A 14,873-nucleotide genomic window follows, 5' to 3' on the forward strand; every position below is an offset into this window, starting at 1 on the left:
TAAAAATTTAAATTTAGATTTTAAATCTCTTTCTTTCGGTCTCTGTTAAGTATATTTTTCTTAAACGAATAGATTTAGGTGTAACCTCAACATACTCATCTTTTTGAATGTATTCTAATGCTTCCTCAAGCGAGAAAATAATTGGTGGAATTATCCTTGCTTTTTCATCATTTCCAGAAGAACGGACGTTAGATTGTTTTTTCTCTTTGGTCACGTTTACACACATATCATCGCCACGTGAGTTTTCTCCAATTACCTGACCTTCATAGATTTCAGCATTTGGTTCAACGAAGAATTTACCACGATCTTGTAATTTATCGATAGAGTAAGGAATTGCTTTTCCTTTTTCCATAGAGATTAATGACCCTTTGTTACGTCCAGAAATTTCTCCTTTGTATGGCTCATATCCTATAAAACGGTGTGCCATAATAGCTTCACCAGCAGTTGCAGTAAGCAATTGGTTACGCAATCCAATAATTCCACGTGATGGAATGTTGAATTTTATAACCATACGTTCTCCTTTTGTTTCCATGCTCAACATTTCGCCTTTACGTAAAGTAACAAACTCAACAGCACGACCAGAAAGAGATTCCGGTAAATCGATAGTCAATTCCTCAATTGGCTCACATTTTTTACCGTCAATTTCTTTGATGATAACTTGTGGCTGGCCAATTTGTAACTCATACCCTTCTCTTCTCATGGTTTCTATAAGAACTGACAAGTGAAGTACTCCGCGACCAAAAACCATGAACTTATCGGCAGAATCAGTTTCACCCAATTTCATCGCTAAGTTTTTCTCTAATTCTTTAGTCAAACGGTCACGAATATGTCTTGAAGTTACAAACTTACCTTCTTTTCCAAAAAATGGTGAATCATTAATGGTAAACAACATACTCATTGTAGGCTCGTCGATTGCGATGGTCTGAAGCGCTTCAGGACTTTCAAAATCGGCAATGGTATCACCAATTTCAAAACCTTCAACACCAACAATTGCACAGATATCACCAGCAACAACTTGTTGCACTTTTTTACGACCTAAACCTTCAAAAGTATGTAATTCTTTAATTCTTGATTTCATTACAGTACCATCTCTTTTCACTAAAGATATTGGCATTGCTTCTTTCAAGATTCCTCTTTCTAATCTACCAATCGCAATTCGACCTGTAAAAGCTGAAAAATCTAGAGAGGTGATTAGCATTTGTGGCGTTCCTTCAGAAACTTTTGGAGCTGGAACGTTAGTAATTACCATGTCCAACAAAGCTTCAATATTGTCTGTAACATTTTCCCAATGGTCTGACATCCAATTGTTTTTTGCTGAGCCATAAACAGTTGGGAAATCCAATTGCCATTCTTCAGCACCCAATTCAAACATCAAATCGAAGACTTTTTCATGAACTTCTTCAGGAGTACAGTTTTCTTTGTCTACTTTATTAATAACCACACAAGGTTTTAACCCAAGGTCAAGTGCTTTTTGCAAAACAAAACGCGTTTGTGGCATTGGTCCTTCAAAAGCATCAACTAATAAACAAACGCCATCTGCCATATTTAATACACGCTCTACTTCGCCACCAAAATCGGCGTGACCAGGAGTATCAATAATATTAATTTTTGTGCCTTTATATTGTACCGAAACGTTTTTAGATGTAATTGTTATACCTCTTTCACGTTCTAGGTCGTTATTATCAAGGATTAAGTCACCAGTATTTTCGTTATCACGAAACAATTGACAGTGATACATAATTTTATCAACCAAAGTGGTTTTACCGTGATCGACGTGGGCAATAATTGCAATATTTCTAATAGATTCCATCTGTTATTTTTAATGGGTGCAAAGGTACACTTTATTTTGATATAATAAACCTTTGATTTTTATTAGTTACCGTATGTTAACTTCTTACATGATTTTATCAAAATAAAATTGGATAACTTTAAAAAATACCTAATAAATTTGCAATATTTTTTTTATATTTGAGTAATGAAAAACAAAGCAACTAAAATAACCTTACTTTTTATCCTTTTTTCTGTGTCGCTTGCTTTAGTGAGTAATTTGTTTTTAAATAAATTATTCTATTTTCCATCTAATCTCTTTATTTATAGCTTCTCAAAGGATTTGGGTTTCATTTTTTTGGCGGGAATTATATTTAAATATGTGCTTTCTAAAAACGATTCTAGAAACAGAAGAATATTTGAATCTCTTCAAAAAAGTAATGATGAGATTTTAAAATCGAATGAAAGATACGATATTGTTGCAAAAGCAACAAGTGATACTATTTGGGATTGGAAGATTATTGAAGATGATTTTGTTTGGAACAAAGGAATACAGGGAATCTTTGGTTATAAAGCTGACGATGTAGGAAAAACATCCAAATGGTGGTTTGATCGGATTCATCCTGAAGACAGTATTAAAATGTCTATAAAATTATACTCATTTATAGAACAAAAAACTGAGAAGTGGCAGGATGAGTACCGTTTTAAATGTGCTGACGGCAACTATAAATATGTATTTGACAGGGGATTTCTTGTAAAAGACGACAATGGCAATGTGATTAGAATGATTGGAGCCATACAAGATGTTACCAAACAAAAAGAAGAAGAACAAAGACTCAAACTTTTAGAAACCGTTATTACTCAGACAAAAGATGCCGTAATTATAACAGAATCAGACAAGTCGAATAGAGCCGTGCCAAGAATCGTTTTTGTCAACCCTGCATTTACTCAAATGACAGGATTTCAATCTAATGAAGTTATTGGCAAAACTCCAACTGTTTTTATGGGTAGGAAATCGGTTGAAAATCAAATTGGTAATCTTTCAAAAGCTTTAAGAGGAAAAGAAGAATTTAAATTTGAAACTTTAAATCATAAGAAAAACGGTGATGAATATTGGGTAAACTTTTCTATGCTTCCAGTTACTAATAAAGAAGGAGAACATTCACATTGGATTTCTATACAAAGAGATATTACTGAAGAGAAGAAACAAGAAAAAGAAAAAGAACATCTAATTCGAGAATTAACCAGGAACAATAAAGACTTGAAACAGTTTTCATATATCACTTCTCATAACCTAAGAGCGCCTTTATCTAATTTAACAGGATTATTAACCTTAATACACGACATCCCTATTGATAATCCAGAATTAAAGGAAATACTGAATGGCTTTTCAACATCTGCCCATTTATTAAATGAAACCATTGATGATTTGATGAAAGTTATCATTATTAAAGATAATCCATCTATAGAAAAAGAAGAAGTTTTAATTAAAGATGTTTTTGAAAATGTTTTTAACCAATTAAGTGTTTTAATAAGTTTGCATAAACCCATATTAAAAATAGAACTCGAAAAAGTCACTATTTTAAATGTAAATAAATCGTATCTAGAAAGCATCCTTTTGAATTTATTTACCAATGCCATTAAATATAGATCTCCAAAAAGAATTCTTAGAGTCTTTGTATCTTCAAAAGAAGTTGGCAATGAAATAATACTCATATTTAAAGACAACGGAATTGGTATAGACTTAGAAAGAAATAGAGACAAAGTTTTCGGATTGTATCAAAGATTTCATAATTATTCTGATAGTAAAGGATTAGGACTCTATTTAGTGAAATCACAAGTAGAATCTATGGGAGGTACAATAAGCATAGAGAGCGAAGTTGACAAAGGAACTACGTTTACATTAACTTTTAAAAAATAATAAAAATGCACGATTTGATTTTATGTGTAGATGATGATCCAATTACTTTAATGCTTTGCAAAATGGTGATTTCGAAAGCTTCATTTTCTAAAGAAATAATTACCGCTCAAAACGGAGAAGAAGCCTTAAATTATTTTGACAATTTAAAGCTTAATAATTTAGGTGAAAAAATAAACAAATATGCAACACTTGTTTTTCTTGACTTGAACATGCCTGTTATGGATGGATGGGATTTTCTAGATCACTTTTATAATGAGGAATATACTTCGTTTTTTAAAGATACTAAAGTTATTGTTCTTTCATCAACCATAGACCCAGAAGACATTAATAAATCTAAAACCTATCCTATGGTTATTGATTTTATTTCTAAACCAATTACTAAAGAGGTTTTAGAAAATTTAAAATCATTGATATAAAAAAAAACTCTCCAAAAAGGAGAGTTTTTATTATCTTGAAATTGTAAAAATTACAATTTAGCTACATGCTTAGTTAATTTAGACTTTAAATTAGAAGCTTTATTATCATGAATGATATTTTTCTTAGCTAATTTATCAATCATAGAAATTACACTTGACAATTTACTTGAGGCATCTGATTTATCAGTAGCTAACCTTAACGCTTTAATTGCATTACGAGTAGTTTTATGCTGATAACGATTTAATACTCTTCTTTTCTCGTTACTTCTAATTCTCTTTAATGCCGACTTATGATTTGCCATTTTATTCTTTTTTCTTAATTATTTTTTAGTTCTTAATGAGAATAAACTCATTTAATGTAGAATAAAATTTTATTCTAATTTAGAAGAACGAACCATTATTCTTCTAGTTATTTAGTTTCAAAAAAATGAAATTTTGTAGCCCGTAGGGGAATCGAACCCCTCTTACCAGGATGAAAACCTGGCGTCCTAACCGATAGACGAACGGGCCATACTTCTCTAATGCGGATGCAAAAATACAACTATTTTCTAATCGTACAATAGTAGATGTAATTTTTTTTATTTTTTTTTTAGTAGGCTTTCGCAAACAGCACTCTACCAGAAGATTCGGCTTGAGTAAAAACACATTTACCCGTCTCTTCTACTCTATTTAAAGGGATACATCTAATTGTAGCCTTCGTTAATTCCTTTATTTTCTCTTCTGTTTTTGCTGTCCCGTCCCAATGCGCAGCAACAAAACCTCCTTTATTTTCTAAAACCTCTTTAAACTCTTCAAAAGAATTCACTTCTGTAATATGATTCTCTCTATAATCTAATGCTTTGTCGAACAAATCTTTCTGAATTTGATTTAATAAATCATAAATATAGGTAACAATATTTTCTTTTGAAATAATTTCTTTAGATAATGTATCTCTTCTTGCCACTTCAAAAGTTCCATTTTCTAAATCTTTTGGACCAACGGCAATACGAACTGGAACCCCTTTCAATTCCCATTCGGCAAATTTAAAACCTGGTTTTTGGGTCGTTCTATTATCAAACTTTACCGCTATTTTAAGCTTTTTAAATGCTAAAACTAATTCATTTACAACAGTTGTAATGATTTCTAATTCTTCATCTGTTTTAAAAATGGGTACAATAACCACTTGAATTGGCGCTAAATTAGGAGGTAAAACCAGACCTTTATCATCTGAATGAGTCATAACCAAAGCTCCCATCAAACGAGTCGAAACTCCCCAAGAGGTTCCCCAAACATATTCTTGTTTTCCTTCAGCATTGGCAAATTTTACATCAAATGCTTTTGCAAAATTCTGCCCTAAAAAATGTGAGGTTCCTGCTTGCAATGCTTTTCCGTCTTGCATTAACGCTTCTATGCAATAGGTTTCTTCTGCACCTGCAAATCGTTCGGTTTCAGTTTTTAACCCTTTTATCACTGGAATTGCCATGAAGTTTTCGACAAAATCAGCATATACTTGCATCATTTTTTCAGACTCTTCTATTGCCTCGGCTTTAGTAGCATGAGCTGTATGACCTTCTTGCCATAAAAATTCTGCAGTTCGCAAAAACAAACGGGTTCTCATTTCCCAACGCACTACATTTGCCCATTGATTTATTAGTAAAGGTAAATCTCTATACGATTGGACCCATCCTTTATAAGTAGACCAAATAATAGCCTCACTAGTAGGACGAACAATAAGTTCTTCTTCTAATTTTGCATTTGGATCGACCATTAATTTTCCTGGTTTATCAGGATCGTTTTTTAATCTGTAATGGGTAACAATTGCACATTCTTTTGCAAATCCTTCAGCATTCTTTTCTTCGGCTTCAAACATACTTTTAGGAACAAACAATGGAAAATAGGCATTACTATGCCCTGTTTCTTTAAACATCCGGTCTAATTCGGCTTGCATTTTTTCCCAAATAGCATAACCGTAGGGTTTAATAACCATACAGCCTCTTACACCAGAGTTTTCAGCAAGATCTGCTTTTACAACTAGTTCGTTATACCATTTCGAATAATCTTCTGATCGTGTAGTAAGGTTCTTACTCATATAAATAATTTGGCACAAATATTGTTTAACTTATTTTAACTAAATAGTTTGGCAAAACTAACTAATTTTGTAATGTCCAACAATAAAAAACCCATTGTTATGAAAACTAATTATTTTTCTACCCAAAAAATTTCCATATACTTATTATTTGGATTCTTTAGTATAGTATTGGTTTCTTGTGGTTCTTATCAAAACACTTCCTATTATGATAGTGATGGTATCTATGGCAACTCAGAAAAACCAAGATACAATGATACACAAGTAGCACAAAATAGTTCTCAAAATAATGAGTATCAGAATTATTTTAATTCGTTACAAAATGACAATAGTCAGCCTGAAATTATTACTGATGTTGAAAATTACAACTCAAACATTTCAAATTCTCAACAAAACGAGAACCAAAACATAAACAGCTTTGGTGGCTGGGGAAGCAATGTGAGCAATCCTAATATAAACATTTACACTTCCAATTGGGGTTTAGGCTGGGGATGGGATCCTTGGTTTGGAGGTAATTGGGGCATGGGATTTGGCTGGAATGGTGGTTGGGGCTGGAACGGCGGTTGGGGCTGGAATAACGGATTTGGTTGGAACGGTGGTTGGGGCTGGAATAATGGTTTTGGTTGGAACGGTGGATGGGGTTGGAATAATGGATGGAATAATTGGTACGGAAACGGATGGAACAATACCCATTATTATCCTGCAAATGGCAGAAGAGATGTAACAAACAGGAGTTCAAACGGAACGTATAATTATAATAGCGGTAGAAATCGTAATTCAAATGATACAAATAGAAGTTCCATTAATAGATCGTCTACTCCTAATTTTAATAATAGAGGAGTAAACAATTCAAATTCGACAAGAAATAATACTTCAAATACAAGAAACAACATCTATACGCCAAACGAGAATACTAATCCACAAAGAAACAATACTAATTCTGCTCCTACTAGAACTGAAAATAATACTACAAGAACATACAACAATCCAAGTAATCAAAACAGCACACCTACCCGTACTTATACTCCAAGTTCTTCAGGAAGATCAAGTAGTGGCAGTGGCGGAGGTAGTTATGGCGGTGGAGGTGGCGGAAGATCTTCTAGCGGTGGTGGAAGTTATGGAGGCGGAGGCGGAAGATCCTCTGGTGGCGGAAGAAGATAAAAAACACAAATAAAAAGTACCATATAGGTTTAACAATTGTTTAAATCGATTAACTATCAGAAAAATATAATTTATGAAAAAAGTAATTGTACTTATTTTAATGGTATTTACTAATACTGTTATTTTTTCTCAAGGTATTGCAGATGCATTGCGTTATTCTAAAGACAATTTAAACGGAACAGCTCGATTTCAGGCTATGAGCGGTGCATTTGGAGCGCTAGGAGGAGATTTTTCTGCAATAAATGTAAACCCTGCAGGATCAGCGGTTTTTTCTAACAATCAATTGGGTTTTACCTTTAGTAATTTTAATATTAAAAATAATTCTAATTATTTTGAAACTTTAACAAACACCAGTAATTCTAATTTCGTCTTAAACCAGGCAGGTGTAGTATTTGTTTTTAATGATTACAACCCAAAAAATAATTGGAAGAAATTAGCCCTTTCTATTAATTACGAAAATGTAAATAATTTTAACAATTCTTTATTTTCGGCAGGTAGAAACCCAAATAATTCAATCGATAAATATTTTTTAAGCTTTGCAAACCCAAACCCTAGTATTGGGCAAAGAGGAATACCGTTAAGCGTTTTAGAAAATTCTAATTACGAAGATCTAAGTTATATAGACCAACAAGCTTTTTTAGGATATAATGCATATATCATTAATCCTGATAATCCTTCCAATATTAACAATGACACATATAGTTCTAATGTTCCTTCTGGCACATACAATCAAAGAAATTTTGTTGAGTCTTCTGGATATAATGGGAAATTAAACTTTAATTTTGCCACTCAATATAAAGACAAATTGTATTTAGGTTTGAATTTAAATTCACATTTTACAGATTTGAGACAATCAAGTCGTTTTTATGAAAACAATTCTAATAGCACAAATACTGGAGTTAGCAGTTTACGTTTTGACAATGAATTATACACGTACGGTTCGGGTTTCTCATTTAACTTAGGTGCAATAGCAAAAATTACTAACGAATTTAGAGCAGGATTAGCCTATCAATCGCCTACATGGTATCGCTTATTTGACGAGTTACAACAAACCCTAACTTCTACAGGTTTTAATTATGGAAATCCGCCGAATCCAAATTTATCCTCTACAACACCTGATTCTAATATAATAATTGCTTACCAACCTTACAGCTTAAGAGCCCCTGGCAAATGGACAGGAAGTTTAGCCTATGTTTTTGGTAAAAAAGGATTAATCAGTTTAGATTATACCCGAAGAGATTATAGCAATACTATTTTTACTCCTAAAAACGAATTTCAAGTTGCAAACCAAATTTTAGGAAATACTTTAGATGTAGCAAGTGAACTTAGAATTGGAGCCGAATACCGAATCAAACAATGGAGTTTAAGAGGCGGTTTTAGAAACGAAAAAAGTCCTTATAAAAACGGCACTACTATTGGAGATTTAACTGGATTTTCTAGCGGTTTAGGATACAATTTCGGAAATACTAAACTCGATTTGGCCTACTCTCATGCACAAAGAAATGCTCAAGAATCATTCTTCTCACAAGGTTTTACCGATGGAGCAAATTTTAGAACAAAAAACAACAACATTGTAATGACACTTTTGTTTGAATTATAAAAACAATTGAATGCTAAGAAAAGATCATTACTAATTGTAATGGTCTTTTTTTTTTGGCTTCAAATGAAAAATAGCTTTAGTAATTATTAGGGAAGATACGGAAATAGCTTCATAATTATTCCCAAATCCTAGTACTTCTAATGATAAAATGCGTAATTTTGCACTCCAATTTTTAAGTCTATGAGAACCAAATCGTTAAAGAAAAATAAAATCAACGTTATTACATTAGGATGTTCTAAAAATGTATACGACAGCGAAGTATTAATGGGACAATTGCGTGCCAGTGGAAAAGATGTAGTACACGAAGAAGAAGGCAATATTGTAGTCATTAATACCTGCGGATTTATTGATAATGCAAAAGCAGAATCAGTAAATATGATTTTAGAATATGCTGATAAAAAAGAACGTGGTATAGTCGACAAAGTTTTTGTAACCGGATGCTTATCTGAAAGATACAGACCCGATCTAGAAAAAGAAATCCCGAATGTAGACCAGTATTTTGGCACAACTGAGTTACCTCAACTTTTAAAAGCATTGGGTGCCGATTACAAGCACGAATTGTTAGGCGAACGATTAACTACTACACCTAAAAATTATGCATATTTAAAAATTTCTGAAGGTTGCGACAGACCTTGTAGTTTTTGTGCCATTCCGTTAATGCGGGGGAAAAACGTATCACAATCTATTGAAAAATTAGTTAAAGAAGCTGAAGGCTTGGCTAAAAACGGAGTAAAAGAATTGATTTTGATTGCGCAAGATTTGACCTATTATGGTTTAGATCTTTATAAAAAAAGAAATCTAGGCGAACTACTCGAAGCGTTGGTAAAAGTAGAAGGTATCGAATGGATTCGTTTACACTACGCCTTCCCTACTGGCTTTCCAATGGATGTTTTAGAAATCATGAAACGTGAGCCTAAAATTTGTAATTATATTGATATTCCGTTACAGCACATATCCGATTCTATTTTAAAATCGATGCGTCGAGGAACTACGCAAGCCAAAACTACTAAACTATTAAAAGATTTCCGAGAAGCAGTTCCGGGAATGGCCATTCGTACCACTTTAATTGTAGGATATCCGGGTGAAACTGAGGAAGATTTTAATATTCTAAAAGACTTTGTTCAAGAAATGAAATTTGACAGAATGGGTTGCTTTGCCTATTCTCACGAAGAAAATACACATGCTTTTTTATTAGAAGACGATGTTCCTGATGCAATAAAACAAGCTCGTGCTAATGAGATTATGGAATTACAATCGCAAATTTCATGGGATTTGAATCAGGAAAAAGTGGGCCAAACTTTTAAATGTATTATTGATAGAAAAGAAGGTAGTCATTTTGTAGGACGTACCGAATTTGATAGCCCAGATGTTGACAATGAAGTTTTGGTAGATGCTTCGAAACATTATGTAAAAACGGGTGAATTTGTATTGATAAAAATTATTGAAGCTACCGAGTTCGACTTATATGGAGAGCCTATATTAATTTCGTAGGACATTTAGTAAATTCATAAACCTCAGTTTTACTGACATTTTTTTGAAACACATAGATTCATAGAAAAATAGAAATTTTTAAGAAAATGTCATTTTTTTACTTAGCTATGCTATACTTAAAATAAAGAGAAGTGTCTTTTTTTAACTAACAAAATCTATGTTTCTATGTGTTAAAAATAAACTCAATAATAATCAATTCAAATTTTAAATATGAAAACAATTCAAAAAATAGTAACTTTTGGCTGTATAGTATTAGCTGTAAATACTGTTTCTGCACAATTTGGTAATAATGGTATGGGCAACCCAAACAGAATGAACCAAATGAATAACGGAATGGGGATGCCAAATCAAAATAATCAATCAGCTCCAAAAGAGGTTCCAGTTGCAGTTACTGTTGGGAAAATAATGGAAAACCTAAAAAAAGAATTAACGTTAGACGAACTTCAGGAAATTGCTATTTCAAACATAATGACCGAAAGCGTTAAGAAAAGTGAGGTTTTAAGAAAAAAGGAAATGCCACAAGAGGACAAGATGAAAGAAATGCAAGCTGAGGCAGATGCAACTGATATAAAAATAATGTATTTATTGTATAAAAATCAGAAAGTAAAGTATACTGAACTGATTAAAGAAAGAAAAAAAAGGTTTGAAGCCTTTTCTGGAAAATAAAAATCTATAAATTTTTGAATAAAAAAAGTTCCAAATCGTTATGATTTGGAACTTTTTTTTTGTGAGTTTATTTCAATTAGAAACCGTAAACTACTGCTAAAGAAACTTGTGAAGCAGATTTTGTAGCCATGGTATTACCTGTTGTAATAAAATCAGAATCAGAAAACATTTCTTTAGAACCACTGTCCATTCTAAATTCAGGAATAAATGTTAAGTTTCCTGATTTCAAGTTAGCAGATAATGTTAAAGCAGTTACTGATTCATCTCCTGTTACTCCAGTAGAAAAACCATTAGCACTATATACAGAGTTCTTTTTAGCTGTAAAATTCTCAGCACGTAAAGCTAAACCAAAAGTTTTTGAAAAAGCATATGATGGATATACAGCAAAACCATTGTATCCAGTATCATCTGCTGTTCCTGAATAATCAGCTGCGTTTACCCCTAATTTGAATTTTTCTGTAATTTGGTATGCTGCTGTCAAATCAATAATAGTTCCAGATGCAGATCCGTCTAAGAAGTTGATATAAGCCGTTAACCCCTCAACTGGAGCTAATGACAATTGAGCACCAAAAGCATTTAATCCAAAAGCGGGATTAGCTTTATATACATTCCATTGGTCATTAAATGCACCTACCATTAAACCAACTTTACTAGAAAAAGCATAGTTAGCTTTAACCCCAGCGTTTTGGAATGGTCCGTTAGTAAACAAATAAGAAGTAGAATAATTTAAGTTCCCTAAAGGAGAAATTACTTCATACCCAACAAAAGTAGCCATATAACCAGCAGTCAAAGTCAATTTTTCAGTAGCCGCATAAGAAGCATATAAGTTTTGAATGTGGAAAGATTGTCCACCTACATCTGGTATAGATTGACCTGCACCTCTAGGCCCAAAAGAAACCTCACTTACAAATGATGTTTTTCCTGTTTTTTTCTTTAAAGCAATTGCAACCATTCCTAAAGAAGCTGAGTTTTGATCTGTTGCAAAACTTGTACCAATGTTTGCATTTTTAGATAAGTCATACTTGTAATACAAATCACCAGAACCAGAAATTTCTAACGGTGTATCCTGTGCAAATGTCATGCTTGTCGTTAGCGCTAAAGCTAAAATAAGTAATACTTTTTTCATTTTTAATTGTTTTAGTTAATGTTTTTTTTGTTAATGTGAAAACAGCGTTAAAAACTGTTAATCACATGACAAACATAAATATTTTTATAATAACATATCATTTTTAGGGGGTATTTTTAGTTATTTTTATTAATTTTTAAAATATACCCTATAAAAAATAGGGTATAAGTATTTAAAAAAATAAAAAATAACAATATGACAACGTGAATAAATAAATATTTTGTGATTTTTATTTATTTTTAGAGATAGGCAAACAATAATTATGAAGATATACTAAATAACTTTTACAGTATTTTTCTCAGTTATTTAAATTTCGAAGCAAACTAACAGTTATATTAATATGGAGTTTTAGTATTCGTAAGAAATCCTAGCTTTAAAAATTAAGAAAAATTTGTATCTGTTGTCAATACAACATTTTACAGTAGTAATAAAACACGAAATTGTAAAAAAAAAATGCGACAACTCAAATGAATTATCGCATTTTTAATTATTAATAAATAAGAAGCTATTCCTTAGGCAAATTCGACATTCTAGCTAATTCTAAATCAGGTTGTGCTACTTTATAAATTTTCATGTACATATTGGTTTTGGTATCAAAAACACCTTCTAGAACATGTATTTTATCTGCCAATAGAGCATTAAGATGTTCCATATCCCTGCACATAACATCAGCTTCAATATCAAAACCACCAGATACTAATGCAAGAAAACTAATTTCAGGCAACTTGGTTAGTTCCTCAAAAATAGTACTCAAATACGTTTTTGGCTTTACTGAAATTAAAATACTGGCATAAGCATTAAAACCAATTTTATTAGGGTCTACTCTACCTATAATTTTTATTGTCCCATCTTCTATCAAATTAATGTATCGATGCCTTATTGTACTTACAGCTACATTTATTTCTTTAGAAATTTCGGTAAAAGACATTCTTCCGTCTTTTTGTAATAGTTTTAAGATTTGATAATCTAAATCGTCGTTAAGAACACTCATATTGTTTGTTGTTTGCCATAAAAATAATAAATAAAACAATTACTTTTATATTGTTTTAATTTTAGAGTTAAATTATTTAATGCCTTTTTTTGTAAATAAATTTAAAAATACCATATTATTTGTAAATTTATTCATTTTTTTAATATTATTACTAATAAGTTGTTTTAATTTTGCAATATATTGTATATTTGAATTTTAAAATTATTTATCATGAAATATAACGAAGTACAAAACTTTATTAACGGAGCTTTTAAATCAGGAAGTACTACAAAAACTCATTCTGTCATTTCACCTTTAGATGGTGGAGAATTATCAAATTTCAAAGAATCTTCTATGGATGACTTGAATGAAATTGTAATTGCTGCTCAAAAAGCCCAAAAATCTTGGCAAAAAGTAACTCTAAAAGAAAGAGTTCAGGTTTTATACAGATACCGACAATTATTAGAAAAAAATAGCGTAGAACTTACCGAAATTATATACCAAGAAAACGGTAAAATACATAGTGAAGCTAAAGCCGAAATTGACAAAGCTATTGAACTTACCGAGTTTGCTTGTTCGCTTCCTCAATTTGTAAATGGTGAGAATATGGAAGTGAGTAAGGGTGTTTACTGTTCCTCAACAAGGCATCCTCTTGGAGTAGTTGCGTCTATTGCTCCTTTTAATTTTCCGAGTATGGTACCACACTGGACTCTAGTCAATGCAATCGCGCTTGGAAACGCAATGATTTTAAAGCCTTCAGAATTAGTTCCTATCAGTAGTCAATATATTGCTAAATTGCTTAAAGAGGCTGGATTACCGGACGGACTATTTAATATAATTAACGGCACTCAATCTACTGTAGAAAATATATGTGACCATCCAGATATTAAAGCGGTTACTTTTGTTGGATCGACTAAAGTAGCAAAAACAGTATACCAAAGAGCCAGCAAGAATTTAAAGCAAGTACTTGCTCTGGGTGGTGCAAAAAATCATATTGTTTTATTACCAGATGCACATCCTGACATGGCATCTTCTAATATAGTTGCCTCAATGAGTGGTTGTGCAGGACAAAGATGCATGGCAGCTGCAACACTAATCGCTGTTGGTAATTGTGATGCTATTTTAGATAAATTGGTTGGAGACGCATTAAAAATTCAGTGTGGAACAACTTTAGGAGCTGTTATTACACAAGCCTCAAAAGAAAGAATTGAAAGTTATATTACTGAAGCTGAACAGCAAGGTGCTAAAATTATTTTAGACGGACGAAATACAATAGTTCCAGGTAAAGAAAATGGTTTTTATGTTGGACCAACTATTATAGACCACGCAACGGCTGACATGAGAGTTGCTAGAGAAGAAATTTTCGGCCCGGTTTTAACTATAGTTCGAGTAAAAACTATTGATGAAGCCTTAGCTATTGAAAATGCAAATCCATACGGAAATGCCTGTTCCGTATTTACTCAAAGTGGAGGATTAGCGAATTATATTACTGAGAATGCTTCTGCTGGAATGTGTGGCGTAAACATTGGAGTTCCAGTTCCTAGAGAGCCTTTTGGTTTTGGAGGATGGAATGAATCACGATTTGGCTCAGGCGATATTACAGGTAAAAGCTCCATAATTTTCTTTACAAAAGAAAAGAAAACGACTACCAAATGGAATCCGGAAGCTGGAGTAAATTGGATGAGTTAAA

Annotated in this window: 12 protein-coding genes and 1 tRNA gene; 7 read left to right on the plus strand and 6 right to left on the minus strand. The window is 32.2% G+C overall.

The window, feature by feature from the left end:
• Window positions 1-13: 13 nt before the first annotated feature.
• The gene (gene typA, locus ACFQ0S_RS00620) at window positions 14-1,810 is read right to left on the minus strand and encodes a translational GTPase TypA (protein WP_379755562.1); all 1,797 of its coding nucleotides are present in this window, start codon (window positions 1,808-1,810) and stop codon (window positions 14-16) included.
• Between the two features lie 165 nt (window positions 1,811-1,975).
• On the opposite strand from typA, the gene ACFQ0S_RS00625 reads away from it, so the two are divergent.
• Together ACFQ0S_RS00625 and ACFQ0S_RS00630 are read left to right on the plus strand one after the other, a co-directional pair.
• A complete protein-coding gene (locus tag ACFQ0S_RS00625; protein WP_379755560.1) occupies window positions 1,976-3,688 on the plus strand; it encodes a PAS domain-containing sensor histidine kinase in 1,713 nt (570 codons plus the stop codon).
• A 5-nt stretch (window positions 3,689-3,693) separates the two neighbouring features.
• A complete protein-coding gene (locus ACFQ0S_RS00630) occupies window positions 3,694-4,104 on the plus strand; it encodes a response regulator (protein ID WP_379755557.1) in 411 nt (136 codons plus the stop codon).
• 50 nt (window positions 4,105-4,154) lie between these two features.
• On the opposite strand, the gene rpsT is transcribed toward ACFQ0S_RS00630, so the two are convergent.
• From rpsT to proS, 3 genes are all read right to left on the minus strand, one after another.
• Window positions 4,155-4,406: a 30S ribosomal protein S20 gene (rpsT, locus tag ACFQ0S_RS00635; protein ID WP_151107904.1), complete on the minus strand. Its 252-nt coding sequence runs from the start codon at window positions 4,404-4,406 to the stop codon at window positions 4,155-4,157.
• Window positions 4,407-4,542: 136 nt separating this feature from the next.
• Window positions 4,543-4,614: transfer RNA gene (locus tag ACFQ0S_RS00640), tRNA-Glu, on the minus strand.
• 79 nt (window positions 4,615-4,693) lie between these two features.
• Window positions 4,694-6,172 (minus strand): proline--tRNA ligase, encoded by a 1,479-nt coding sequence (gene proS / locus ACFQ0S_RS00645; protein ID WP_379755552.1) that lies wholly within the window; start codon window positions 6,170-6,172, stop codon window positions 4,694-4,696.
• 99 nt (window positions 6,173-6,271) lie between these two features.
• On the opposite strand from proS, the gene ACFQ0S_RS00650 reads away from it, so the two are divergent.
• The 4 genes from ACFQ0S_RS00650 to ACFQ0S_RS00665 all read left to right on the plus strand — a co-directional run bounded on the left by ACFQ0S_RS00650 (window position 6,272) and on the right by ACFQ0S_RS00665 (window position 11,087).
• Entirely contained in the window at window positions 6,272-7,330 is a 1,059-nt protein-coding gene (locus ACFQ0S_RS00650; RefSeq protein WP_379755549.1) for a hypothetical protein, read from the plus strand.
• A 73-nt stretch (window positions 7,331-7,403) separates the two neighbouring features.
• Window positions 7,404-8,930: an OmpP1/FadL family transporter gene (locus ACFQ0S_RS00655; protein WP_379755546.1), complete on the plus strand. Its 1,527-nt coding sequence runs from the start codon at window positions 7,404-7,406 to the stop codon at window positions 8,928-8,930.
• Between the two features lie 180 nt (window positions 8,931-9,110).
• On the plus strand, window positions 9,111-10,421 hold the full coding sequence (gene rimO / locus ACFQ0S_RS00660; protein WP_379755543.1) for a 30S ribosomal protein S12 methylthiotransferase RimO: 1,311 nt from the start codon (window positions 9,111-9,113) through the stop codon (window positions 10,419-10,421).
• A 210-nt stretch (window positions 10,422-10,631) separates the two neighbouring features.
• Complete coding sequence (locus ACFQ0S_RS00665; RefSeq protein WP_379755540.1) at window positions 10,632-11,087, plus strand: hypothetical protein; 456 nt, start codon at window positions 10,632-10,634, stop codon at window positions 11,085-11,087.
• Window positions 11,088-11,163: 76 nt separating this feature from the next.
• On the opposite strand, the gene ACFQ0S_RS00670 is transcribed toward ACFQ0S_RS00665, so the two are convergent.
• Together ACFQ0S_RS00670 and ACFQ0S_RS00675 are read right to left on the minus strand one after the other, a co-directional pair.
• The gene (locus ACFQ0S_RS00670; RefSeq protein ID WP_379755537.1) at window positions 11,164-12,213 is read right to left on the minus strand and encodes a porin; all 1,050 of its coding nucleotides are present in this window, start codon (window positions 12,211-12,213) and stop codon (window positions 11,164-11,166) included.
• Window positions 12,214-12,718: 505 nt separating this feature from the next.
• Window positions 12,719-13,204: an Lrp/AsnC family transcriptional regulator gene (locus tag ACFQ0S_RS00675; protein ID WP_379755534.1), complete on the minus strand. Its 486-nt coding sequence runs from the start codon at window positions 13,202-13,204 to the stop codon at window positions 12,719-12,721.
• A 210-nt stretch (window positions 13,205-13,414) separates the two neighbouring features.
• Between ACFQ0S_RS00675 and ACFQ0S_RS00680 the strand changes: the two genes are divergently transcribed.
• Window positions 13,415-14,872, plus strand: coding sequence for a CoA-acylating methylmalonate-semialdehyde dehydrogenase (locus ACFQ0S_RS00680; RefSeq protein WP_379755531.1), 1,458 nt, complete (start codon window positions 13,415-13,417; stop codon window positions 14,870-14,872).
• Window position 14,873: the final 1 nt, after the last annotated feature.

The sequence above is a fragment of the Flavobacterium myungsuense genome, from assembly GCF_042677265.1.
Lineage (GTDB): Bacteria > Bacteroidota > Bacteroidia > Flavobacteriales > Flavobacteriaceae > Flavobacterium > Flavobacterium myungsuense.